The organism is Chryseobacterium sp. R2ACT005 (assembly GCF_049949215.1).
In the GTDB taxonomy this organism is placed as follows: Bacteria; Bacteroidota; Bacteroidia; order Flavobacteriales; family Weeksellaceae; genus Chryseobacterium.
Genome location: NZ_CP188192.1, coordinates 4,505,538 through 4,529,050 on the forward strand (window position 1 = coordinate 4,505,538; position 23,513 = coordinate 4,529,050).

The 23,513-nt window shown below is 36.7% G+C and carries 20 protein-coding genes; 12 read left to right on the forward strand and 8 right to left on the reverse strand.

Going from position 1 to position 23,513, the window contains the following annotated elements; translation table 11 throughout:
- Nucleotides 1-21: 21 nt before the first annotated feature.
- Entirely contained in the window at nt 22-1,047 is a 1,026-nt protein-coding gene (locus tag ACPF63_RS20640) for a rod shape-determining protein (RefSeq protein WP_045491741.1), read from the reverse strand.
- A 453-nt stretch (nt 1,048-1,500) separates the two neighbouring features.
- On the opposite strand from ACPF63_RS20640, the gene hemA reads away from it, so the two are divergent.
- The 4 genes from hemA to hemE are packed head-to-tail and all read left to right on the forward strand — an operon-like array spanning nt 1,501 to nt 5,491.
- The gene (gene hemA / locus ACPF63_RS20645; RefSeq protein WP_047376233.1) at nt 1,501-2,775 is read left to right on the forward strand and encodes a glutamyl-tRNA reductase; all 1,275 of its coding nucleotides are present in this window, start codon (nt 1,501-1,503) and stop codon (nt 2,773-2,775) included.
- Nucleotides 2,762-3,670 carry a hydroxymethylbilane synthase gene (gene hemC / locus ACPF63_RS20650; RefSeq protein ID WP_426481137.1) on the forward strand — a complete coding sequence of 303 codons (909 nt, stop codon included), beginning with the start codon at nt 2,762-2,764 and terminating at the stop codon, nt 3,668-3,670. Before hemA ends, hemC begins: the two co-directional genes overlap by 14 nt.
- A 57-nt stretch (nt 3,671-3,727) precedes the next feature.
- Nucleotides 3,728-4,411: a uroporphyrinogen-III synthase gene (locus ACPF63_RS20655; protein WP_180564937.1), complete on the forward strand. Its 684-nt coding sequence runs from the start codon at nt 3,728-3,730 to the stop codon at nt 4,409-4,411.
- Between the two features lie 48 nt (nt 4,412-4,459).
- Nucleotides 4,460-5,491 (forward strand): uroporphyrinogen decarboxylase, encoded by a 1,032-nt coding sequence (gene hemE / locus ACPF63_RS20660; RefSeq protein ID WP_077413384.1) that lies wholly within the window; start codon nt 4,460-4,462, stop codon nt 5,489-5,491.
- Between the two features lie 87 nt (nt 5,492-5,578).
- Here the strand turns inward: hemE and ACPF63_RS20665 are convergent, their stop codons facing one another.
- A complete protein-coding gene (locus ACPF63_RS20665) occupies nt 5,579-6,403 on the reverse strand; it encodes a T9SS type A sorting domain-containing protein (protein ID WP_426481138.1) in 825 nt (274 codons plus the stop codon).
- A gap of 151 nt (nt 6,404-6,554) precedes the next feature.
- On the opposite strand from ACPF63_RS20665, the gene ACPF63_RS20670 reads away from it, so the two are divergent.
- Complete coding sequence (locus tag ACPF63_RS20670; protein WP_077413382.1) at nt 6,555-6,680, forward strand: GNAT family acetyltransferase; 126 nt, start codon at nt 6,555-6,557, stop codon at nt 6,678-6,680.
- A 50-nt stretch (nt 6,681-6,730) separates the two neighbouring features.
- On the opposite strand, the gene ACPF63_RS20675 is transcribed toward ACPF63_RS20670, so the two are convergent.
- From ACPF63_RS20675 to ACPF63_RS20695, 5 genes are all read right to left on the reverse strand, one after another.
- Nucleotides 6,731-7,951, reverse strand: coding sequence for an aminotransferase class V-fold PLP-dependent enzyme (locus tag ACPF63_RS20675; protein ID WP_426481139.1), 1,221 nt, complete (start codon nt 7,949-7,951; stop codon nt 6,731-6,733).
- Nucleotides 7,952-8,199: 248 nt separating this feature from the next.
- Nucleotides 8,200-8,841 carry a 50S ribosomal protein L25/general stress protein Ctc gene (locus tag ACPF63_RS20680; protein ID WP_426481140.1) on the reverse strand — a complete coding sequence of 214 codons (642 nt, stop codon included), beginning with the start codon at nt 8,839-8,841 and terminating at the stop codon, nt 8,200-8,202.
- A gap of 55 nt (nt 8,842-8,896) precedes the next feature.
- On the reverse strand, nt 8,897-9,835 hold the full coding sequence (locus tag ACPF63_RS20685) for a ribose-phosphate pyrophosphokinase (RefSeq protein WP_426481141.1): 939 nt from the start codon (nt 9,833-9,835) through the stop codon (nt 8,897-8,899).
- Nucleotides 9,836-9,920: 85 nt separating this feature from the next.
- Nucleotides 9,921-11,483: a G-D-S-L family lipolytic protein gene (locus tag ACPF63_RS20690; RefSeq protein ID WP_426481142.1), complete on the reverse strand. Its 1,563-nt coding sequence runs from the start codon at nt 11,481-11,483 to the stop codon at nt 9,921-9,923.
- A gap of 12 nt (nt 11,484-11,495) precedes the next feature.
- Entirely contained in the window at nt 11,496-12,734 is a 1,239-nt protein-coding gene (locus ACPF63_RS20695; protein WP_426481143.1) for an OmpP1/FadL family transporter, read from the reverse strand.
- Nucleotides 12,735-13,173: 439 nt separating this feature from the next.
- Between ACPF63_RS20695 and ACPF63_RS20700 the strand changes: the two genes are divergently transcribed.
- From ACPF63_RS20700 to ACPF63_RS20725, 6 genes are all read left to right on the forward strand, one after another.
- Nucleotides 13,174-14,562, forward strand: coding sequence for a PSP1 domain-containing protein (locus ACPF63_RS20700; protein WP_426483235.1), 1,389 nt, complete (start codon nt 13,174-13,176; stop codon nt 14,560-14,562).
- The gene (locus ACPF63_RS20705) at nt 14,555-15,019 is read left to right on the forward strand and encodes a gliding motility lipoprotein GldH (RefSeq protein ID WP_077413375.1); all 465 of its coding nucleotides are present in this window, start codon (nt 14,555-14,557) and stop codon (nt 15,017-15,019) included. The genes ACPF63_RS20700 and ACPF63_RS20705 overlap by 8 nt, the downstream gene beginning before the upstream one ends.
- A 6-nt stretch (nt 15,020-15,025) precedes the next feature.
- Nucleotides 15,026-17,404 (forward strand): transglycosylase domain-containing protein, encoded by a 2,379-nt coding sequence (locus ACPF63_RS20710; protein WP_077413374.1) that lies wholly within the window; start codon nt 15,026-15,028, stop codon nt 17,402-17,404.
- 75 nt (nt 17,405-17,479) lie between these two features.
- A complete protein-coding gene (locus ACPF63_RS20715) occupies nt 17,480-19,021 on the forward strand; it encodes a protein adenylyltransferase SelO (protein WP_426481144.1) in 1,542 nt (513 codons plus the stop codon).
- An 82-nt stretch (nt 19,022-19,103) separates the two neighbouring features.
- Nucleotides 19,104-19,967, forward strand: a complete 864-nt coding sequence (locus ACPF63_RS20720) for a T9SS type A sorting domain-containing protein (RefSeq protein ID WP_426481145.1) — start codon at nt 19,104-19,106, stop codon at nt 19,965-19,967.
- Nucleotides 19,968-20,060: 93 nt separating this feature from the next.
- Nucleotides 20,061-21,338, forward strand: a complete 1,278-nt coding sequence (locus ACPF63_RS20725; RefSeq protein WP_426481146.1) for a DUF6080 domain-containing protein — start codon at nt 20,061-20,063, stop codon at nt 21,336-21,338.
- Nucleotides 21,339-21,394: 56 nt separating this feature from the next.
- Here ACPF63_RS20725 and ACPF63_RS20730 read toward each other — a convergent pair whose 3' ends face one another.
- Entirely contained in the window at nt 21,395-21,952 is a 558-nt protein-coding gene (locus ACPF63_RS20730; protein WP_426481147.1) for an SPOR domain-containing protein, read from the reverse strand.
- 184 nt (nt 21,953-22,136) lie between these two features.
- Between ACPF63_RS20730 and ACPF63_RS20735 the strand changes: the two genes are divergently transcribed.
- On the forward strand, nt 22,137-23,495 hold the full coding sequence (locus ACPF63_RS20735; protein ID WP_047380202.1) for a c-type cytochrome: 1,359 nt from the start codon (nt 22,137-22,139) through the stop codon (nt 23,493-23,495).
- Nucleotides 23,496-23,513 lie beyond the last annotated feature (18 nt).

A 23,513-nucleotide genomic window follows, 5' to 3' on the forward strand; every position in this document is an offset into this window, starting at 1 on the left:
TAAAGTCGTAAAAAGTTAAAATTATTTAATTAAGAAATTGAACTTATCCATATTCTTAAGGGCAATACCTGTTCCGCGAACTACAGCTCTCAACGGATCTTCCGCAACAAATACAGGAAGACCTGTTTTTTTGTGGATTCTGTCCGCAAGACCTCTTAATAACGCTCCTCCGCCAGCAAGATAAATACCTGTTTTGTAAATATCAGCTGCCAGTTCCGGTGGTGTAAGAGAAAGAGTTTCCATTACCGCATCTTCGATTCTGATAATCGATTTGTCTAATGCACGTGCAATCTCTTTATATCCAACCATAATTTCTTTAGGCTTACCTGTAATAAGGTCTCTTCCTTGTACCGGGATATCTTCGATGTCTACATCAAGATCTTCTACTGCAGAACCTACTTCAATTTTGATTCTTTCAGCGGTTCTTTCTCCGATATAAAGGTTATGGTGAGTTCTCAGATAATAAGCAATATCATTGGTAAATACATCTCCTGCAATTTTCACAGATTTATCACATACGATACCTCCTAAAGCTACTACAGCAATTTCTGTTGTACCTCCACCTATATCGATGATCATGTTTCCTTCAGGTTTCTGCACGTCTATTCCCACCCCAATTGCAGCTGCCATTGGTTCATAGATCAGCCTTACTTCTTTTGCGTTTACTTTCTGAGCAGAGTCTCTTACTGCTCTTTTTTCAACTTCAGTGATACCAGAAGGGATACAGATTACAATTCGTAATGCAGGTTGTATGAATTTACCTTTGATTCCAGGAATTTTTTTGATAAATTCCTTGATCATGTGTTCAGAAGCGTGAAAATCAGCAATAACCCCATCCTTCAAAGGACGGATTGTCTTGATATCCTCGTGAGTTTTACCTTGCATATGCTTAGCCTGTTCCCCTACAGCAATGGGTTTACCCGTAGAACGTTCAATTGCAACAATTGACGGTTGATCTATAACAATTTTATTATTATGGATAATTAGGGTATTAGCCGTTCCCAGGTCTATCGCAATTTCTTGCGTAAACATATCAAATAAACTCATATTTTTCTTCTGATTTTAAGTTTACAAAGATATAAATTTAAGACTACTAAAGAAATTTCCCACCAACTTAATTTGGTTAAAGTTTTATTAAAATTTACAATTCTTTATTAACTTTCAGTTTAGATGTTTACAGACTTTGAGTTAAACTAAAATTAATGGGTTATTAAAAGGGTGAAAAAGCGAAATCAACGAAGGATAAAAGGCAGGCTCACAACAAGCAAACGGACTTCTAAGCACCACTGCATTACATTTAAAATCCCATATGTCTCTTAAAAAAATTAACAAATGAAAATAACCAATAATAAAACTTAAAGAAAATCACCCTAACAGAAGCAAATTCTCTTTTTGCCATTCTCCTCTTTTATCTTTACCATCTTATAGTTTTTTACGATAATTATCATATACACTATCTGAGAGTGATTAATTAAAAAAAGCGTAAATTTGCGACTGCTTATGTTACAGTATTCCAACATTCATCGAACGTCAAATTTTGCCGTGCTTTCTATAAGCTACGAGAAAGCCGACGTAGAAACGAGAGGAAAGTTTGCATTCTTTGATGAAAACATCAAAAACTTTGTTTCCAGGGTCCACCAGGAAGATCTTGGGGATGCATTTGTAGTTTCCACCTGTAACAGGACCGAAATTTATACCACGTCTCCCAATTATCTTTTAGTTGCTGAAGAGTATTGTAAAACCATTGGAGTACATCTTACGGATTTCCTTCAGTTTGCCAATATTCTCACCAAGGAAGAAGCTCTGATCCATCTTTTCAGAGTTGCTGCCGGTCTTGAAAGTCAGATTATCGGAGATTTTGAAATTATTGGTCAAATCAAAAAAGCATACAGCCGCTTCAAAAAAGAGAGGCAAAATTCTAATCCTTATCTTGAAAGAGCCATCAATGCAGCTATTCAGATTTCGAAAAGAATAAAAAATGAAACCGGTATTTCCAATGGTGCAGCTTCTGTTTCTTATGCGGCGGTTCATTATATTTTAAACAGCCAGAAAAGAATTGCAGAAAAAAATATCCTTCTGTTGGGAGTAGGTGAGATTGGACAGAACACTGTTGAAAATCTGGTAAAGCATGTCTTTCAGCCGAAAATTAAAATTGCCAACAGAACTCAGGAGAAAGCTGAAAAGATTTCCCAGAAATACAATATTCCTCATGTTGATTATTCTGATTTTGACAAGGAATTAAAAAACACAGATATTCTTATTGTGGCAACAGGAGCCAAACATCCTATTGTTAACCAGTCCCATTTCCCGAACGGAAAAGAAACACTGGTCATTGATCTTTCTATTCCGCATAACGTTGAAAAGAATGTTACCGAAAATGAGAATGTAACATTGATTGACGTGGATGAGCTTTCAAAACAGATCCAGGAAACGATTCAACAGCGTGAAAGAGAAATCCCGAAAGCTGAAAAAATCATCAAGGAACTGATGAAAGACTTTATTGAATGGGAGAAAAAGAGAAAACTGGCACCGAATATCCACCATTTCAAAGCCGTTTTAAAGAACATGGAACGCAATGAAATGCATAATTTTTATAAAAAAAATAAATACATAAACATCACGGACATGGAACTTTCTGACAAAATGATCCAGAAAATCACCAACCGTTTTGCAAAATATATCATCGACAACCCTTTAAAAGCCGAAGAAATTAGTAAATTAATGCACGAAATATTAGTTGAACAACCAAACAACGAATTCAATGAAAAGCATTAGAATCGGAACGAGAAATTCCGCACTTGCACTTTGGCAGGCTAGAGAGGTTGCAAGGCACCTTCAGAACAACAATTATTTAACGGAGATTGTTCCTATCGTTTCTTCTGGCGATAAGAACCTCAATCAACCTTTATATTCTTTAGGAATCACCGGGGTTTTCACAAGAGACCTTGATATTGCCTTATTGAATGACGAAATTGATATTGCCGTACATTCATTAAAAGACGTTCCTACCCAATTGCCTCAAAATATTGAGATGATTGCTTACCTGGAAAGAGATTTTCCTCAGGACATTCTGATCAGAAAAGAATTTGCAAGGAATAAAGAATTCCATGAGCTTAAACTGGCAACCAGCAGTTTGAGAAGAAGAGCCTTCTGGCTTAGAAATTATCCGACTACTGATTTTTCGGATATCCGCGGAAATATTCAAACCAGACTCCAAAAACTGGAAGACGGGAACTTTGATGCGACTATTCTATCTTTAGCCGGAATCAAAAGAATGAAAATGGAAATTGATTACGAGATGCTTCCATTAATGATTCCTGCTCCCTCACAAGGTGTAATTTCCGTTGCAGGACATACCGAAAAGCATGAGATCAATGAGATTGTACGTCAGATCAACCACAACCCTACCCAAATCTGCGTAGAGATTGAAAGAAACTTCTTAAGCACTTTGGAAGGCGGCTGTACTGCCCCTATCGGAGCTTTTGCTGAAATCATCGGGGATCAAATCCGATTCAAGGCCGCTCTTTGCTCTTTGGATGGAAAAAACTGCATTGCTGTGGATGAAAACTTTGTATATACTCCAACAGAAAATTTTGGAGAAAAGTTTGCAAAAGTTGTTCTTGAAAACGGAGGAAAAGAATTAATGGCAGAAATCAAAAGCCAGATCTGATATTTCAGATTATAAATTCCTTTAGCTCATCTTTTTCATCTTCTTAATTTTACAGACATGAAAATCTTATTTACCAAAAATATAGACCAGACGATTATATCCAAAGAATTAGGAGAGGATATTTTGGCTGACTGTGTTGAGGTAATTAAGACCAAACCGATTATGATCAGTCCTTTTGATCTGAAAAATTACTCATTGATCTTTACAAGTGTTAATGGAGTCATTTCATTTTTTAAAAACAGATTTAAGCCTAATGAGGATTTTACAGCCAAAAACTACAACAAGATCTATTGTGTTGGCGAAAAAACGAAGAGGGAATTAAGGAAACACGGCTTCGGAACATTTAAGGTTTTGAAAAATGCAGATACTCTTTCCAAATTTATTATCGGAAAATGCCAGCATGAGCAGTTTCTTCATTTCTGTGGCAATCTTGCCATAAATGTCCTGGACAAAGAACTTCCTTTACAAAACATTAAGTACAAAAAAGTTACGATATACAATACTGAGGAAACTCATCCTTTAATAAATGAAAAATATCATGCTGCAGTATTTTTTAGTCCGAGCGGAGTTCGTAGTTTTGCAAGGCGAAATTCTCTGGAAGGCATGAAGCTTTTTTCGATTGGTGAAACCACTTCCGGTGAGTTGAAAAATTATACACAGGAAGAAATTTTTACTTCTGAAGAAAATACACTGACTTCCATCTTTGAACTGATAAGAAGAGAAATCAGAAGTAGAATTTAGAATATTTGTTACCGAAATATTGCCGGTAATATTAGTTTAAAATAGATTATGATAAAAAACGACCTATATTTAAAAGCACTTCGCGGAGAAACCGTTGAAAGACCTCCTGTCTGGATGATGAGGCAGGCTGGAAGATATCTGCCGGAATTCATTGCTTTGAGAGACCAGTACGATTTCTTTACAAGATGTCAGACCCCTGAACTTGCGGCTGAGATTACATTACAGCCTATCCGCAGATTTCCTTTGGATGCAGCGATTCTGTTTTCTGATATCCTGGTAGTGCCACAGGCAATGGGAATTGATTTCAAAATGAAAGAATCTGTTGGTCCTTGGCTGGATACTCCAATCAGAACAATGGAACAGGTTCAGAATATTGAAACTCCGGACGTGAATGATACTTTAGGATACGTTTTTGATGCTATTGAACTTACTTTACAGAAACTGGACAATGAGATCCCATTGATCGGTTTTGCAGGTTCTCCATGGACAATCCTTTGTTATTGTGTAGAAGGAAAAGGAAGTAAAGCATTTGATATTGCAAAATCTTTCTGCTTCCAACAGCCTGAAGCTGCCCATTTATTACTGCAAAAAATTACAGATACAACGATTGCTTATTTAAAGAGAAAAGTAGAAAAAGGAGTTTCTGCAGTACAGGTTTTTGATTCATGGGGAGGAATGCTTTCTCCTACAGATTATCAGGAATTCTCCTGGCAGTATATCAATCAGATTGTTGAAGCATTAAGCCCGCTTACCCATGTGGTTGTATTTGGAAAAGGATGTTGGTTCGCATTGGAAGAGATGACCATGTCTAAAGCTTCTGCTCTTGGTGTAGACTGGACTATTAAACCGGAATTTGCAAGAACACTGACAAATCACACGATGACTTTACAGGGTAACTTTGATCCTGCAAGACTTCACTCCACTCCTGAGACGATCAAGAAAATGGTGAATGAAATGATCAACCGTTTCGGAAAAGACAGATACATCGCCAACTTAGGCCATGGTATTCTACCGAATGTTCCTGTTGAAAATGCTGAAGCATTCATCAGAGCAGTCGTTGACTGGAAACCGAATTTATAAGATTATTTCTTTTAAAAATACACAAAACCTTATAGGATATTCTATAAGGTTTTTTTGTATGATTAAGTTTACTATTTGATTCTAAGGCTATTTTTTGACAATCTTCTTCTTCAGAACTTCGTTATTATTATTTGTGATCATGATAATATAAGTACCTTTAGACAGATCTGATAGATCATAGGTGTCGGATTCTCTATCAAACGTTTTTATAAGTTTTCCGGACATATCCACAACACTAACTTTTTCTACTTTATTTCGGGAATCAAGTTTAAGATGAATATTATCCCCTACCGGATTTGGATATATTTCTATATTATCTGAGTGAGAAACCTCCGAAGCTGCCAAAACGGTCCCGTTTGTTATAGTCAAATTATCCACCACCACACCAAAAGAATAGTCTCCGACGTCATCATAAACAAACCTTAACTTAAAAGCCGCATTCACATAGGGTGTTAAATCGATATTTGCCGCCGAAGCATAAGACGTCAGTATATAGGATAAGGTATTAAAATCAATATCCCAAACACCTGCATCACCCGAAGAGGTAAAAACCTGAACCCAGGATGTCCCATTGAAAGCTTCCACTTTCAACGTTGAGTCAAGATCATAAATTTTATTAGCATAATTAAACGACAGCTTTGGGTTTACAACTCCGGTAAGGTTAATTACAGGAGAAATCAGTCTGGCATTCGTATTAATTCCGGTTGGCCCTGCATCATCATCATCAAAAAAAGCTGCTCCATCAGGAAAGCCTGCGAAGCCATTTTGTACCCCTACATTCCAATTAAAAGCTGTATCCGGATTTTCTACTGTCCATCCGGCCGGCAAAGCATTACCGTTGAAGTCTTCAGAATAGACTTGAGCATTACATATTCCACAAATGGATAAAAATAGAATAAATAATTTTTTCATAATAAAATATTTGATGTTTATATAAAATTAACGAATTATATTTTACAAAATTCAATTATATATAAAATCAATACATTACATAAATTTTAAAAAGAATCAGAATATTTATCTATTATTTATACCTTTATATTTAACCTTTAAATCACATCATATGAAAAAACTAAACAAAGAAAAATTGAAAAGCATTATGGCAGGAGGAGAAATCTGCCTTGAATGCGCCATTGGATATTATCAGGTTATTATTGATGGCAGGTGCTACTGTGTTCCGATGGACTAATAAAAAAAGCAGCTCAACAGCTGCTTTTTAATTTATATGATAAGAATTAATTAGCTCAACATTCGTTGTGCTTTCTTCACTCCTTCTACCAGAATATCAATTTCCTCGAAAGTATTATAAACCGCAAAACTGGCTCTTACCGTTCCTGCAATATTAAAGAAATTCATGATTGGCTGTGTACAATGATGTCCTGTTCTTACAGCAATTCCCATTTTATCAAGGATCATTCCTACATCAGAGGCTATCCCCACCCCTTCAAGATTAAAGGAAACAACACCGATTCTCTTTGCTTTTTCTCCATATATTTTAATTCCTTCTATTTCCAAAAGCTGTTTCTGGGCATATTCCAATAAAGCATTTTCATGATTCTGAATATTGGCATGACCTATTCTGTTCATAAAATCAACAGCAGCTCCTAAAGCGATATTTCCACCTACATTAGGTGTTCCCGCTTCATATTTAAATGGAAGACCCGCATAAGTAGTTCCTTCAAAAGAACATGTTGCAATCATCTCCCCTCCTCCATGGAATGGCGGCAAAGCTTCTAATATTTCACGTTTCCCATACAAAATACCCGTTCCCATGGGAGCATACATTTTATGACCTGAAAACACAAAGAAATCACAATCCAGCTTCTGTACGTCAATATTGAAATGCGGAGCAGACTGGGCACCGTCAATCACAACATAAGCGTCTGTATTCTTTCTTGTCTTTGCAATAATTTCTTCAATAGGGTTCACAATTCCCAATGCATTGGAAACCTGGTTTACAGAAACAACCTTTGTTTTTTCACTTAAAAACTGGTCAAAGTGATCCATCTGAAGAATTCCGTTTTCATCAATTGGAATTACACGAAGTTTTGCTCCGGTTCTTTCACAAAGCATCTGCCATGGAACAATATTAGAATGATGCTCCAGATAAGAAATAATAATTTCATCATCTTTCTGCAGTTTCTGTGTCAAAATATAAGCGATGAGGTTCAACCCTTCTGTTGTTCCTTTTGTAAAAATCACTTCAAAATCATGTTCAGCATTGATGAATTTCTGAATCTTTCTTCTTGAAAGCTCCATTTCTTCCGTTGCCAGCTGGCTTAGGGTATGAATTCCTCTGTGAACATTGGCATTAAGTTCTGTATAATATGCGTGACAGACTTCCAAAACCGAATTTGGCTTTTGAGATGTAGCTGCATTATCCAGGTAAACCAATGGTTTACCATTCACTTCTCTGTCCAATATAGAAAACTGGCTTCTTATTTCCTGAATGTCAAACATTTATTTATTTTTTAAATTAAGACGTCCTTATTTAGAACACTTCAAATTTACGGCTTTTTTTCCGAAAGGAAGCATGAGGCCGAGAGCTGATAGTTGTCAGTTGATAGAAATATTCGATAGTATACAGTGAAGAAAGCTGATAAAACGATGAACTAAGGTCATTTGTAATCCTCTTATTTCTTTTGACACTGCACACAAAAAAACCCGTCAAAAAAATGACGGGTCTATATTGTTTAAATAAGCAATTCTTATTCTGCTGCAGTTTCTTCTGCTGGAGCTGCCCCTTCTTCAGTTGCAACTTCTTCTTCATCTTCATCATCCATTGCTGCTGCACCTCCTTTCATTGCATTTCTAGACATCTTAACAGCAACTACTACTGCATTGTCTGGGTGCATGAAAGAATATCCTTCTGTTTTGATACCACCGATGTAAAGTTTGTTACCAATTCTTAATGGAGTAACATCTACAACGATTTCGTCAGGTAGGTTAGCAGGGATAGCTTTTACTTTTAGTTTTCTGAAAGACTGACGTAAAACACCACCAGCTATAACACCTTTTGAACGTCCAGTAATTCTTACAGGAACCTCCATAACTACTGGCTTATCGTCAGATAGTTGGTAGAAGTCTACGTGAAGAATTTTGTCAGTAATTGGGTGAAACTGAATGTCCTGAAGAACAGCTGGAATTGTTTTTCCGTCAACCTCAATAGATACCGTGTGTGCTTCAGGAGTGTATACTAATCCTTTAAAAGCTTTCTCTTCAGCAGAGAAGTTTAAAGGGGCTTCACCTCCATAAACAACACAAGGAACTAATTCAGCATCACGTAAAGCTTTTGTAGACTTTTTGCCCACGTTTTCTCTTTTTGTACCTTGAATTGTAATAGATTTCATTTATAATAAATTTAAAAAATTATTCTTATTTAATTTGCAATCTGTTTAAAATCAATTAAATAACAAACTTGCTGCTAATTGATTTATGCTCATGAACCATGGTCATAACATCTGCAAATAATGGGGCGCAAGATAGCACTTTTATTTTAGATGACAAATTATTTTTAACAGGAATTGAGTCAGTTACAATAACTTCCAATAATTTTGAGCTCTCAATATTATCATAAGCCTTTCCTGAAAGCACTCCGTGAGTTGCCATAGCTCTTACTGTTTTTGCTCCCTTTTCAATTAAGATATCTGCTGCTTTACAAAGTGTCCCAGCAGTATCAATCATATCATCAATAAGGATTACGTTTTTACCTGTAACATCACCAATAAGGAACATTTCTTCTACAACATTCGCTTTTTTTCTTTCCTTATAAGCAATTACTACTTCAGCACCTAAGTGACCTGCATAGTTTTTAGCTCTTTTCGCACCTCCCATATCCGGAGAAGCAATAGTAAGATTATCAAGATTCAAAGATCTGATATAATCTACAAAAATACTTGAAGCATATAAATGATCTACCGGAATTTCGAAGAATCCCTGAATCTGATCCGCGTGAAGATCCATTGTCATTATTCTTGTTGCTCCTGCTGCTGTAAGAAGGTTTGCAACTAACTTCGCACCGATCGGCGCTCTTGGTTTGTCTTTTCTGTCCTGTCTGGCAAGTCCGAAGTAAGGAATTACAACGGTAATGCTCTTTGCAGAAGCTCTTTTCGCTGCATCAATCATTAGAAGAAGTTCCAAAAGATTGTCTGCAGGAGGGAATGTAGATCCAATCAGGAAAACTCTTCCTCCTCTTACAGATTCGTCCAAAACAGGCTCAAATTCCCCGTCGCTGAACTCCTGAAAGTTGATTTTCCCTAATTCTTTCCCATAATTCTGGGCAATTTTCTCTGCCAAGTCCCTGCTGGTTCTTGTACAAAATAGATAACTTAACTGATCGGCCATTTTTACTTTTTAAAAGATTTTGCAAATTTAAAAAAAAACCACAAGATTTACTCCTGTGGTTTCTAAGTTTTTATTTTATCAATTATTAAGGGAATTTAACTCCTGAATATTTGTTCGGATCTACCTGTGGAAGTGTAGATTTGTATTTCGCATTGATAGACTTGATAAATTCATTAGCAACAATACCATATCCACGACCTGTAAGGTGAACTCCATCTAGAGAGAAAGCTCCTCCCCTAACAAATGTCGCAGTATACTTTACTCCGTCAAATACAATTCCTGACTGTGAATTCAGTTCAAGCATCTTCGCATTAGCATCTACAAATGCAAGCCCATAAGAATCAGCAAGCCCTTTTATAGAAGCATTATATGCCGTTGTGGCTGTTTTCACATAACCAGCTTCTGTTTTTGTTAATACATGTTGGTTTTGTAACGGATAAGAAATTCCATATATATTTACCGGAGACGGAACCATTGGCGCCGTACTTCCGATTACAGAACTTGTAGTAAGCAAAATATAATCATCTGCTGTCGCCTGTCTTGCCTGGCCAAAGATTTGTCCAAAAGCAGTAGCTGTAGGCAATCCTAAAGAAGGGGTAAGTGCCGCTGTAAGCTGAGCAGATAAATCCGTCAAAGCAACATCCTTAATTAAAACAGGATTTGGGCCTGTTGCAGAAAGTAAATTAATTCTATCTCCAGCACCAAAAGCAGTAAGTGCTTGCTTCAAAGGACCGTATAAACTCGTATTAAGAGTTGTAAGATTTGAACCTAAAAGCGCAGGTGTCAAAGGGTTATAAGGCACCGTAGTAAAGAAAGGAACTGAAGTAACAGAAGGAATATTAGCAATAACTCCTTTTGTTGTTCCTACACTTTTAAGACCATCTAAAACCGCCTTAATAGATCCGGCAAGAAGTGCAGGATCAGAGATATCATTTGATTTATAAGTGGTAGGATTTGTATTTCCTGTCTGAACCGTAGCAATTGAATACGTTGTAACTCCTCCTACAGTCTGAGAGTTTGTTCCTCCATTGGTAGCATATGACAATACATCATTATTTCCTATCCAAAGAGAGAAGAAAGTAGCTTTCTGAGCCATAGCATCAGCCAGCACACTTGTTGTAGCAGAAGAAGCAAATCTTACAAAATAAGGATTAGCTGTTCCTGTTGCAAGACCAGCTTGGCTACCATATCCAGGAGCTACTAAGTGGAATGATTTCGCACCCGGCACACCCATATTATTATAAGTACCTCCTCCGGATAACATATCCAATGCTGCTGCTGCCCCACTTGGCACAGGAGCTAAAGATCCATTAACAACCTGAAGAGTCAATTTTCCAGGAAAACCAGGAAGATTATTGAATCCTCCTATATCATTAGGCATCAAAGGTTGTTTAAAGTCTCCGCCGCCTGCAAGTTTCATCTGTGCGGCAATGATGCTTGGATAAGATTCATTTTGGCCACTGCTGTACAATGCACCATCACGATATCCTGAAGTAAGGGAGTTTCCTAACGATATATATTTTGAAAAGTCTGCGTCTCCTTTTGTTACCGGGATATCTTTCACATCCGTATCGAAATCCGTATTACAGCTTGTTACTGTAAAAAGAAGTGCAGAAACTGCAATTGTCGATATTATAATTTTTTTCATAGTCTTCTAAAATTAAAATGGATTATAAGAGAAACCTAGACCAAAGTAGAAAGCTGTTGCTTTTGACTGTCCGTTAAGCCCTATATTAACATTGTTTACCTTTCTATACTGAGGCATTGCATATCCTCCTGCAACATCAATTCCGAATTGTTTCAGCTTAAAGCCTACTCCACCTGTAACTACATACGTATCATATGAAGGTGTTTCCGGGATAAAGTTGTCAGTTGTATAAGGAGCTTCATCATAATACGCTCCCAAACGTCCATAGATCATATTAGTGAACGCATATTGAGTTCCCAATCTGAATGTTTTGGAATTTCTGAAGTTCTTAGGATTGGTAAGAATAGTAGGATCCGATGGATTGTTCCCAATAGGAGCATTCTCGAAATCTAAAGTAAGTTTGCTGTATCTTTCCCATCCATGATAGTTAAAGTCTGCAGAAACCTGCCATTTTGGTGTCACTTTATAGGTTAAACCAATTGTATATTCTTCAACCAATGGAAGAATCGCCGAGAAACCATCTTGTCCTGCTGCATTCAGCTTCAGCTGCGTATAAACAGATTGTGATGGAAACTGGAATGTAGCCGTTCCGCTCTTAGCTTTCATATCTATTGCTGAACGGTAGGCAATACTTATGTCCAGTTTCGGATCAGGTCTGAAATAGAAACCAAATCCGTATCCATGTCCGGTTGCATTTTCATCATTAATATTCACCTTCCCGTCGAATTGCGTTACCGCTTTATCCCAATCTACTTTTCCTCTTGCGTAAATGTAGCTGGCACCAAAAGATACCCAAGGAGCCAGTTTTACAGAGACCATTGGCTGGAAGTAGAAACTTTTCAGTTCCATTTTCTGAACCAATTCTTTACCTTCCCAGTTTTCAGGCCATTTTATTGTACTTCCAAAAGGTGTTGTAACACTAAGACCTACGGTAAGTTTCTCTATTGGTCTATAAGTAATCGCCGCGTAGAAAGGAGTCCCTATAGGGTTATCTGTTTCTGCACTTTGTAAAGTATTGAAGTTTTGAAAAGTAACTTTATTACTTGCACCAAACCCTCCTGCCACTACACTCAGTTTGGAAGGGATAAATGACATACCCGCAGGGTTAAAGAATGTCACACTCGCGTCTTCGGCATGAGCACTAGTATGCGCCATTGCCAATTGTTTTACCCCTTGCAGGGAAACTCTGAAGCCTCCTGCGTAAGATAGAACTCCCGCCAATAAAGCAGTTGATACTAATATTTTTTTCATAGACTATTATTATATAAGCCAAATATAAAATTATTTTGAATACGTCTGTTAATATTTGCTAATATTTTAAACAATATCCTAAAAGAAAACTATGTTTAAAATAATACCTTCAAATAAACAAAAGCCAAATTTTTCATTATTAAGCATTTAAAAATATTTTAAAACAATCTCTATTTCATCGTTTAATATTAAACAAATGTTTAACTTTTAAGATATCTTACCTCAAAAGTTCGGAACAGGGAATCAAATGATAATAAATGTTAAAGTTAAAAAAAACTCAGATCCAACTATTTCCGTTATAACAGGCTTATTTCGGGCTCCAGCTATCGTTCTCACTTAAAATACATCAATGTTTTGTTCCGAATTAAGGTTATTTAAGTATTTTAGAATTGCATAAAGATAAAAATACATAAATTTGCAGATTATAAATAATAGTAATATGAGTTGTGGATGTAAAACATCCGGCGATTCTGCACATTCTTGCGGCCCTAAGAAAACCGCAAATGGCTGTGAAAGTGTAAATACCTGCGGGAATAGTTATAAATTAAGTGTTTTTGACTGGCTATCTGACATCAACAATCCGGCACCTAACAGGTGTGATTTTGTAGAAGTTAGATTTAAAAATGACAGGAAATCGTTTTATAAAAATGTAAATAATATTCCTTTACATATTGGTAGCGTAATTACAGTAGAATCAAGTCCGGGACACGATGTAGGCGTTGTAAGCCTTACGGGAGAATTAGTAAAGATTCAGATGAAAAAGAAAAAGTTTTCAGAAGAATTGGCACTCAAAATATACAGACAGGCCAACCAAAAAGATCTTGAGGTATGGCAGGAAGCAAGAAAAAAAGAAGACGGTGTAAAGCTTGAAGCAAGAAAAATTGCTCAGAGAATAGGCCTCGAAATGAAAGTTACCGATGTGGAATACCAGGGTGACTCTTCAAAAATAACCTTTTATTACACTGCTGAAAACCGAGTGGATTTCAGACAGTTAATTAAAGATTATGCCGGTGCATTCCGTACTAAGATCGATATGAAACAGATCGGTTTCAGACAGGAAGCGGCAAAAGTAGGTGGAATTGGATCTTGCGGACGTGAACTTTGCTGCTCTACATGGCTTACAGATTTTAGATCGGTAAATACCAATGTAGCAAGATATCAGCAATTGAGCATTAATCCTCAAAAGCTGGCTGGACAATGTGGTAAGCTTAAATGCTGCCTTAATTATGAGCTTGACAGCTATTTGGATGCATTAAGCAACTTCCCTTCTTCTTCAACCACTTTAGAAACAGAGAAAGGAAAAGCATTTTGTATCAAAATTGATGTTTTCAAAAAGAAAATGTGGTTTGCTTACGTAGACAGTTCCATTGCATGGTATGATTTCGATATTGATCTTGTTAAAAAACTGATTTCAAAAAATAAAAGAGGAGAAAAAATTCTTCCTCTGGAAGACTTGAAACAACCGGAAGCTTCTACTCAAAATATTGATTTGATCCAGGAAAACAGTGTGGATCGTTTTGAAAAGAAAAACAGAGGAAACAGGAACAGAAACAACCAGAACAAGCACAGCAATAATCAACAGGGACAACAAGGACAGCCACAAGGTCAAAAAAGAAACAGACCGGAGAGACAAGATAGACCTGAAAGATCTGAAAACCCTAATGCTCAATCTGGAAATCAGCCCAGACCTCAAAAACAACATCCACAGCAAAAAGCGCCCGTGGAAAAAGTAGAGGGTAATTCTGATGCTGAAAACAAGCCACAAAACAGCCCGAACAAGAAGAAATTTAAAAAGAAATATCCTCCAAAAAAAGATAATAATGCATAAAATTTTAGGATTATTTTCCCTTATCCTTTTCTTTAGCTGTAACTCTTCATCAGGAGGAGATGTCATCATGAATTCCGTTGATAACAAATGGAATAAGAAAAATGAGCAAAAATTTAATCTTGAAATTTCAGATCCGCAGAATCCTAAAAATATTATATTTGTCGTAAGAAACAACAATAGTTATCCTTACAGCAATATAAGATTCATTGTCAATTTCACCAATCTCCAGAACAAAAAAAAGGAAACTGACACCTTGAATTATGTGCTGGCAAAACCTAATGGAGAATGGCTTGGTACAGGCTTTGGTGATACAAAGGAAACTTTGTTTCAGTATAAACTGAATTATCAGTTTCCGGGAAAGGGAAAATATGAAATCGGTCTGACCCAGGCGATGAGAAATGACAACCTTTCAGGAATTGAGGATATTGGGGTAAAAATAGAAACGGCTAAACCGTAACCATAAATGGAAGAAAACAAAAAAAATGCAGGAAATAAGGGGAAAACATTTCCTCTGCCTCCTAAAAAAAAGAAAGATACCTCCTGGAAAAAATGGGTCTCATTTATTTGGATTGGACTCGTTGCGGTAGTTTTGGGAATTTCAGGACTTTTCTTTGCAGTTTCTCAAGGATTTCTTGGGGAAATGCCTGATGTAAAAGAACTTGAAAATCCTGATATCTTTGTCGCTTCAGAAATCATTTCTTCAGACGGAGTTATGCTGGGTAAATTCGAAAAGGAAAAAACACAGCCTATCGTTTATAAGGATCTTCCTCCTTACCTTATTTATGCCCTTCAGGCTAAAGAAGATGAGCGTTTCAAAGAACACTCAGGAATCGACTTATATTCTATCGCAAGAGCCGTGGCATATGGTGGTGGCCGTGGTGGTGGTTCTACAATCACTCAACAGCTGGCAAAACTTCTTTTCACAGGAAATGCTTCTCAAAATAAAGTTGAAAGAGCATTCCAGAAATTAAAAGAATGGGTAGTAGCGGTAAGCCTTGAGAAAAGATATACCAAAGAAGAGATTGTTACTCTTTATTTCAATAAATTTGATTTCCTTTTCAACGCTAACGGTATTGAAATGGCTTCCAGAGTTTATTTTAACAAAAAGACTTCGGAACTTACACTACCTGAAGCTGCAACATTTGTAGCAATGCTTGAAAATCCAAGAAAAAACAATCCTTACAGATACCCTGAAAAGGCAAAAGAAAGAAGGAATGTTGTATTGGATCAAATGCAGAAAACCGGATATATTGATGCTGCCACCTATGAAAAAGCAGCCAATACTCCTATTGAAGTAGACTTTCACCCTATTAAAAGTATCACTGACGGATATTCGGCTTATTACAAATTCTATCTGAGAAAAGAGATTGATAAATATCTTGAAACTCATGAAAAAGAAACCGGCAAAAAACTTAACCTTTACAAAGACGGTTTAAAAATATATGTTACGCTTGATTCTAAGATGCAGAAGTATGCAGAAGAAGCAATCAAAGAACACTTAACGGATCTTCAGAAAAGATTTGATGCAGAACAAAGAGGTAGAAAAAACAGACCTTTCTACTATCTTAATGACAAACAGATCAAAGATGTGATGCTTCAGGCTATGAAAAGAACCGGGCGATATAAGCTGTTAAAAGCTGACGGAATGCCGGAAGACTCCATTATGATGGAATTCAAGAAACCAATCAAAACTTCAAGATTCACATGGAGCGGAGAAGAAGAAGTTGAAATGTCTCCTTGGGATTCTATCAGATACCACAAACAAATTGCACAGGCAGGTCTGATGTCTATGGTTCCTGGAACCGGAGAGATCAAAGCATGGGTAGGAGGTATCGACTGGCAGCACTTCCAATATGACCACATCAAGCAGGGTAAGAGACAGGTAGGATCTACCTTCAAACCTTTCGTGTATGCAACTGCTATCATGAAACTAGGAATGACTCCTTGTTCAGCTGTTTCTAACGGAACGTATGATCATAACGGATGGCATGTGCCGGGAAGAGGAGGAATGCTTACTTTAAAAGATGCATTAGCGCACTCTCAAAACCCTGTTGCTGCAAGATTAATTGAAATGACAGGAGTAGATGCTGTTATCCAGACCGCAAGAGATCTGGGCGTAACAGAAGATATTCCAAGAAACAATACAATCGCTTTAGGTTCATCAGACATTACTATTTATGAAATGCTAGGTGCTTACAGTACTTTCGCCAACTATGGTAATCACAATAAACCGGAAATGATCTGGAGAATTGAAGATGCCAACGGTAGAGTAATCAAGGAAGTAAATGTAGAACCAAAAGAGGTCATGAACCCAATGTATGCTTACACCATGATTGAACTGATGAAAGGTGTTGCACAGTACGGAACCGCTTCCGGGGAGCTGGGAAGAAGAGGAATTTCAAAAGCAGTAGAAATTGCCGCTAAAACAGGAACAACTCAGAACAACTCTGACGGATGGTTTATGGGGATCACACCAAAATTAGCAACCGGAGCATGGGTTGGATGGGAAGACAGAGCAACTCACTTCTTTGGAACCGGTGAAGGTCAAGGGGCAAAAATGGCATTGCCGATCTGGGCAATTTTCATGAAGAAAGTATGGGCAGATAAAAGCTTAGGAGTTACTCCTGATGATAAGTTTGTTAAACCTTCCGATTGGAAAGACGGCTGTTCAAACCTTAAAGGATTAAGCGGAGGCTATGGAGACGATGGAAGCCTTCAGACGATCGATGAGATCAAAAATCCAAGACCGGCAGACCCTACGCCTAAAAAACCAACAGAAAAGAAAGAGGACAACATCAATGAAAATCTTCATTCCAATGATGAAGTAGATTTCAATAAATAAATTCTCTTTTAGAAATACATAAGACCTTTCAATAATTTGGAAGGTCTTTTCTTTTATAATTAATACCTTTGAAGGATGAATATCGAACGTATCAGACAACCTTTTATCGAGACTTTTCCAGGTGACTTTTCAAACAACCCTATGCAGAGAAATACCCCAAAGGTTTTATTTGCTACCATCAAACCTGCTGGTTTTGGTCAACCTGAATTAATCGCTTTTAATGAAGTTCTGTCCAAAGAAATAGGACTAGGAAAATTTGAAGATAAAGATCTTGACTTTCTGGTTGGAAATAACCTTCCGGAAAACGTTAAAACCTATGCTACAGCTTATGCAGGACATCAGTTTGGAAACTGGGCAGGACAACTCGGAGACGGAAGAGCGATACTTGCGGGTGAAATCACAAATGAAGCTGGAAAAAAAACAGAGATCCAATGGAAAGGTGCCGGAGCAACCCCCTATTCCAGACATGCTGATGGAAGGGCCGTATTGAGATCTTCTGTACGGGAATATCTGATGAGTGAGGCCATGCATCATTTAGGAGTTCCAACGACAAGAGCATTCAGCCTGGCTTTTACGGGCGAAGATGTAATGCGCGATATTATGTACAATGGAAATCCTCAGCTTGAAAAAGGCGCAGTGGTCATCAGAACTGCTGAAAGCTTCTTGCGCTTCGGACATTTTGAACTGATGTCTGCTCAAAGAGAATACAACAGTCTGCAGGAACTTACCGATTTCACCATTGAAAATTATTATCCGGAAATCACATCATCAGACAGTCAGAAATACAGAGATTTCTTTCAAAATATCTGTACCCGGACCGCAGATTTAATGGTTGAATGGTTCAGAGTGGGATTTGTACATGGAGTGATGAATACAGATAATATGTCTGCTCTGGGATTAACCATCGATTATGGACCTTACTCCATGATGGATGAATATGATTTGAATTTCACCCCCAATACCACAGACCTTCCGGGAAGAAGATATGCATTCGGAAAACAGGGACAGATTGCCCAATGGAATCTTTGGCAGCTTGCGAATGCACTCCATCCTTTAATTAAAGATGAAAAGTTTTTAGAAGACACCTTAAATAATTTTGGAACGTATTTCTGGGAGGCTCATGATCAGATGCTTTGTAAAAAATTCGGACTGGATCAGCTACAAAAAGAAGATGAGGATTTTTTCACCAATTGGCAGGGATTAATGCAGGAACTTCAGCTAGACTACACCCTGTTTTTCAGTCAACTGGAAAAAATAACTCCGGATACTGATATCAAAGGACATTTTAAAGAGGTTTCTTATATCTCTTTAAATGAAGAAATGCTGGAAAAACTTAGCAATTTCATTAAAAGTTATGAAGGAAGATTAGGTTTAAATTCTATATCAAAAGAAGCTTCATTAGCGATGATGAAAAAAACAAACCCAAAATTCATCCTGAGAAATTATCTTCTTTACGAATGCATTGAAGAGATCAGTAACGGCAAAAAAGAAATGCTGGAAAAACTCACCAAAGCTTTAGAATTTCCTTATCAGGAATTATACCCTGAGTTCTCCGTCAAAAGACCATTCGGCTATGATGACACTGCAGGATGTTCAACACTTTCATGCAGCTCATAAAATTTCAATAACAAATAGCACATCTAATTATCATATTATCATCATATTAAATATTTTTACTACATTTATAAAAATCTTTAATATGAAAAAATTTGTACTTTCTTTAGCATTGGCATCATGCTTTTACAGCAATGCCCAGACATTACTTTCGGAAAGTTTCGAAGGAGCGACATTTCCTCCAACAGGATGGACTAAAACTAATACAAACGCATCAAGAGCATGGGATTTAACAAGTTCTGTTTTTTCCGGAACTTCAGCATCTTCTATTGAACTCAAAACGAGATTTACTATTGCCGGAAATAATTCTGCTACTATTGACTGGATTGCTGGCTCTAACACAGCATACCTTACAAGCCCTTCATTCAGTTTAGCTGGAGCAACAAGTCCAACCCTAAGCTTCAAAGTAAAAGTTGGCTGGGGCTATATGATAAGCCTGAACAAAGGAAATCTTCTGGCACAGATATCAATAGATGGGGGAACTAACTGGATTACTCTTTGGAATGAAGATAGCGAACCCGGCTTTACTGATGACGGTGATGGTAATATAGATACTGATTTTTATAACACGGTTACTGTACAAAAAAACCTTAGTACATACATAGGACAGGCGAATGTAAAAATAAGATTCCAGTATATGGCAACTGATGCTGATGCTGTTTCAGTAGATGATGTACAGGTTGTTGCTAATGGAACTCTTGGTACATCTGAAACTTCAAAAACAAAAAACAGCGGTATTTCCATTTATCCAAACCCAACAAGAGGAGAAATCAACATCAAAACAGATAAAAAAATCAAATCTGCAACTGTAATTGATGCGAGCGGAAAATCTCTACTTAATAATACTTCTGAAAGATTAGATATTTCTTCGCTTCCGAAAGGAATCTATTTATTAAAAGTAGATTTTTCTGATGGAACATCGAAAACAGAAAAGGTAATAAAACAATAACAACGAATAAAACAATAACAACGTTTATACAATCTTTACATAACCACCAGCTTTGGTGGTTTTTTTATTTTACTTTTGCAAAAAATCTGACACGTGTCTTTTATCAAAACAAAAATCATCAATTTCTTTAAACTTATTTTCCCTTCCACTTATACCGAGCTGGCAGTTTTTCTATTTTTTATGATCTGTTATGGAATTTTAGGCTCCTATATTGCCCTTCATTACAGAATTATTTTTGACAGCAGAATTCCATGGGATGCTTATTTCAGTTTTGATAACAAATCTATCCTTATGACGGGAGGAAGCTTTGAAAGACATCCTCTATCCTATTATTTTTTCAATTGGGTAAGAGAATTCTCATTATTCATTTCAGGCGGAAAAATGGACACCAACTTCAGGCTTACCCTGGCTTGGCTCAGCAATATTATTATCAGCTTAAACATTGTTCAGGTTTTTAAATATTTAAAAAACATTATCTGTCTCCCGCTATGGTTAAGTGTATTAATCATTTTGTTTTTTGGAGTTTTTTCAACCAATATCATATTGTCCTTTACTCCGGAAAATTTCACCTACACCTTGTTTTTACTTTCATTATACAATTATTACGCAGCAATAAAAATCAGAAAAGAAGAAAAAACACCTGCAATTGCTCTTTCGCTTGCCGGAATTACCATCGGCGGGCTTACTATTACCAATTTTATAAAAGTTTTCATTCCCCTCCTTTTTGAAAAAAATCTTTTAAGAGACTGGAAAAAATTCGGAAATGCAGTGTTTAGGATAACAGTTGCAGTAATTTGTTTTGTACTGCTATATTTGAATAGAATTGATTTTAAATATCAGAATATATTTTCCAAAACCAACCAGCAATACGAAAAATTCTCTAATGTAGAATCAATGCCCACTTGGGACATGATTCTCTCCTTCTTTTTCGGAGGCAATATTCTTTTCCCTGGATTTATTATTTCGGATAAACACAATATGAAGGGATTCGACTTTAAAGGACTTTATATAGACCTTTATTCTTCTGCTTTTCCTTACTTTTTTATAACCATATTATTGACCCTGATTATTTGGAGTTATTTTAAAAATTTCAAAAACAAATGGGTTCAGGTTATCGCCATTTCTTTTTTCGTTGACATTGTGATTCATTGTGTTATGAGATTCGGACTTCACACTTCATCCATTTATGGAGGTCATTTTGTTTTCGTGTATCCACTTCTTTTGGGGTGGCTTTTTTATGCCTACAGATTGTCCCGTAAAGTAATGTCAGTCTTAACATTAACTGTGATCTTATTGTTTGTGTATCTACTGGCCAACAATTTATTTCGAATGGCTGAATTTTTCTGGTTTATGGAAACTTATTACCAATAAAAAAAGCTGAGAAAATTTCTCAGCTTTTTTGTTTTTATGTTGAAATAAATTCATTGCTATTTTGCTTCTGCACAGAAAATTCTGTACTGTACAGCTACCGCAGATTTGAAATATTCTCTGATTCTTGAAAGATCTCCAGCTGCACTTTGTTTTGTGAAATAACTTCCTGCCAAAATCTTGTAGTTAGGTCTTAAAGAAGCATCCGTTTCCACTTTAAGGTTAGGGAATCTTTTTCTGAAATAAGACTTTACTTCATTGGCTTCTTCGTTACTTTTCACAGTAGTAATCTGAATTTTAAAACCTAAAATTCTAGGATTTTTCTTACAAATTTCAGCATTCGTAAGTTCTCTGCTCGGCACAAAGATTTTGGGAGGTTTTGTATTGATCCCTGTAGAAACTCCAATATCATTGGAACCGGAATCTTTAGGATAATTTGCGGGAGTAACTTTAGCACATTTTCCTTCAATTCCTTCCAAAGCTGCATTTATTTTGGAATCCATTGTCATAACAAGTTCCGTACCCGAAAGAGTATCTTTTTTAACAACTTGCTGGGCTTCAATACTATAAAACCCAAATAGGGATAATATCGAAAATATTTTAATCAAATTTTTCATTTAAACTTGTTTTCGCAAATTTATACAAATTAAAAAACTATACCAAACAGGTTATTTAGAATCAATACAAATTAAACGTAAATGATATTTTCCCTTTTAGATATACCGTTAAATTCCTGTTAAAAATATTATTTTTGCCGAATTGATTGAATGTTCAATAATTTACTAACATAAGATAATTTAAATGATTAGTTGGAGAAAGCATTATAAAAAAACGTTGATCGCAATAGGCTTATTGCTATCAACCAGTGCTTCATTTTACGGGCAAGACGGCGATCCTAAAAACGGAGAGAAACTTTTCAAAGCGAATTGTACTGCATGTCACGCGCTGGACAAACAAGTTGTTGGACCACCATTAAAGGGGGTTGTAGAACGAGTAAAGACAGAAGGTGGTGTAGACAAAGATTGGCTTCACAAGTGGATCAAAGACAACAAAGCTCTGAGAGCTTCTGGGGATAAATACGCCAATGAGATTTTTGAAAAGTTTAATAAGACTGAAATGCAGGTCTTTCCAAATCTTACAGATAAGGATATTGACGACATTTTAGCATTCACGACTAATCCTCCTGCTCCGGAAGAGAAAAAGCCGGAAGCAACTCCTGCAACTGACGCCGCTGCGGCAGCACCTGCAGACAAAACTACTACAAACGTTGTTATCATTTCACTTTTAGCGATCGCAGGTTTACTGGTTTGGATCTTGGTAAAACTAAGACAATTGGTAAAACTGGGTCAATCTGAAGATTTAGCTGGGCTTAACGAAACAAGAGTTCGTTCTTTCAGTGAAATGTATGAGAAGTTCCACTACATTGGTAAAGGTTTATTAGCAATTCTTGCTATTTTAGCTGCTTATGGAGTATGGAACTGGTTGATGTGGATTGGGGTTTACAAAGGTTACAAACCTGAGCAGCCTATCTACTTCTCTCACAAAATTCACGCTGGAGAGCAAAAAATTGACTGTCAGCTATGTCACTCTAGTGCTAAATACGGAAAAGTATCTGAAATTCCTTCTATGAACGTTTGTATGAACTGTCACAGAACAATTTCTGAATACAACGCAGATCACTACATGGAGCCAGGAAAAGATAAGGCATTCTATGACGGAGAAATCCAGAAGATCTATGCTGCAACAGGTTGGGATCCTGCAAAACAACAGTACACAGGAAAAACACAACCGGTTGAATGGACAAGAATCCACAACATGCCAGACTTCGTTTACTTCAACCACTCTCAGCACGTAATTGCTGGAGAGCAAGCAATCATCAATTCTTTCAACAAAAAGAATCCTAACAACAAAATTGATGTTGTATGTAAAGCTTGTCACGGTAAAATTGATACAATGAATGTTGTTCAAATGGCTAACGACTTTACTATGGGATGGTGTATCGAGTGCCACAGAACGACTGAAGTTGATATGAACAACGGTTATAATAAAGAGTACTTCAAAAATCTACATGACAAGTTGAAAAAACAATATCCACAAGATGGAGGTAAGATCACTGTAGATGCAATTGGAGGTCTTGAGTGTGGTAAATGTCATTATTAATAACTAAAAAATTAGAAG

Excerpts from the sequence above, each read along its gene's own strand:
- ACPF63_RS20640 (WP_045491741.1), bottom strand. The coding sequence starts at position 1,047 with ATGAGTTTATTTGATATGTTTACGCAAGAAATTGCGATAGACCTGGGA.
- hemA (WP_047376233.1), top strand. The coding sequence starts at position 1,501 with ATGTTACAGTATTCCAACATTCATCGAACGTCAAATTTTGCCGTGCTT.
- hemC (WP_426481137.1), top strand. The coding sequence starts at position 2,762 with ATGAAAAGCATTAGAATCGGAACGAGAAATTCCGCACTTGCACTTTGG.
- ACPF63_RS20655 (WP_180564937.1), top strand. The coding sequence starts at position 3,728 with ATGAAAATCTTATTTACCAAAAATATAGACCAGACGATTATATCCAAA.
- hemE (WP_077413384.1), top strand. The coding sequence starts at position 4,460 with ATGATAAAAAACGACCTATATTTAAAAGCACTTCGCGGAGAAACCGTT.
- ACPF63_RS20665 (WP_426481138.1), bottom strand. The coding sequence starts at position 6,403 with ATGAAAAAATTATTTATTCTATTTTTATCCATTTGTGGAATATGTAAT.
- ACPF63_RS20670 (WP_077413382.1), top strand. The coding sequence starts at position 6,555 with ATGAAAAAACTAAACAAAGAAAAATTGAAAAGCATTATGGCAGGAGGA.
- ACPF63_RS20675 (WP_426481139.1), bottom strand. The coding sequence starts at position 7,951 with ATGTTTGACATTCAGGAAATAAGAAGCCAGTTTTCTATATTGGACAGA.
- ACPF63_RS20680 (WP_426481140.1), bottom strand. The coding sequence starts at position 8,841 with ATGAAATCTATTACAATTCAAGGTACAAAAAGAGAAAACGTGGGCAAA.
- ACPF63_RS20685 (WP_426481141.1), bottom strand. The coding sequence starts at position 9,835 with ATGGCCGATCAGTTAAGTTATCTATTTTGTACAAGAACCAGCAGGGAC.
- ACPF63_RS20690 (WP_426481142.1), bottom strand. The coding sequence starts at position 11,483 with ATGAAAAAAATTATAATATCGACAATTGCAGTTTCTGCACTTCTTTTT.
- ACPF63_RS20695 (WP_426481143.1), bottom strand. The coding sequence starts at position 12,734 with ATGAAAAAAATATTAGTATCAACTGCTTTATTGGCGGGAGTTCTATCT.
- ACPF63_RS20700 (WP_426483235.1), top strand. The coding sequence starts at position 13,174 with ATGAGTTGTGGATGTAAAACATCCGGCGATTCTGCACATTCTTGCGGC.
- ACPF63_RS20705 (WP_077413375.1), top strand. The coding sequence starts at position 14,555 with ATGCATAAAATTTTAGGATTATTTTCCCTTATCCTTTTCTTTAGCTGT.
- ACPF63_RS20710 (WP_077413374.1), top strand. The coding sequence starts at position 15,026 with ATGGAAGAAAACAAAAAAAATGCAGGAAATAAGGGGAAAACATTTCCT.
- ACPF63_RS20715 (WP_426481144.1), top strand. The coding sequence starts at position 17,480 with ATGAATATCGAACGTATCAGACAACCTTTTATCGAGACTTTTCCAGGT.
- ACPF63_RS20720 (WP_426481145.1), top strand. The coding sequence starts at position 19,104 with ATGAAAAAATTTGTACTTTCTTTAGCATTGGCATCATGCTTTTACAGC.
- ACPF63_RS20730 (WP_426481147.1), bottom strand. The coding sequence starts at position 21,952 with ATGAAAAATTTGATTAAAATATTTTCGATATTATCCCTATTTGGGTTT.
- ACPF63_RS20735 (WP_047380202.1), top strand. The coding sequence starts at position 22,137 with ATGATTAGTTGGAGAAAGCATTATAAAAAAACGTTGATCGCAATAGGC.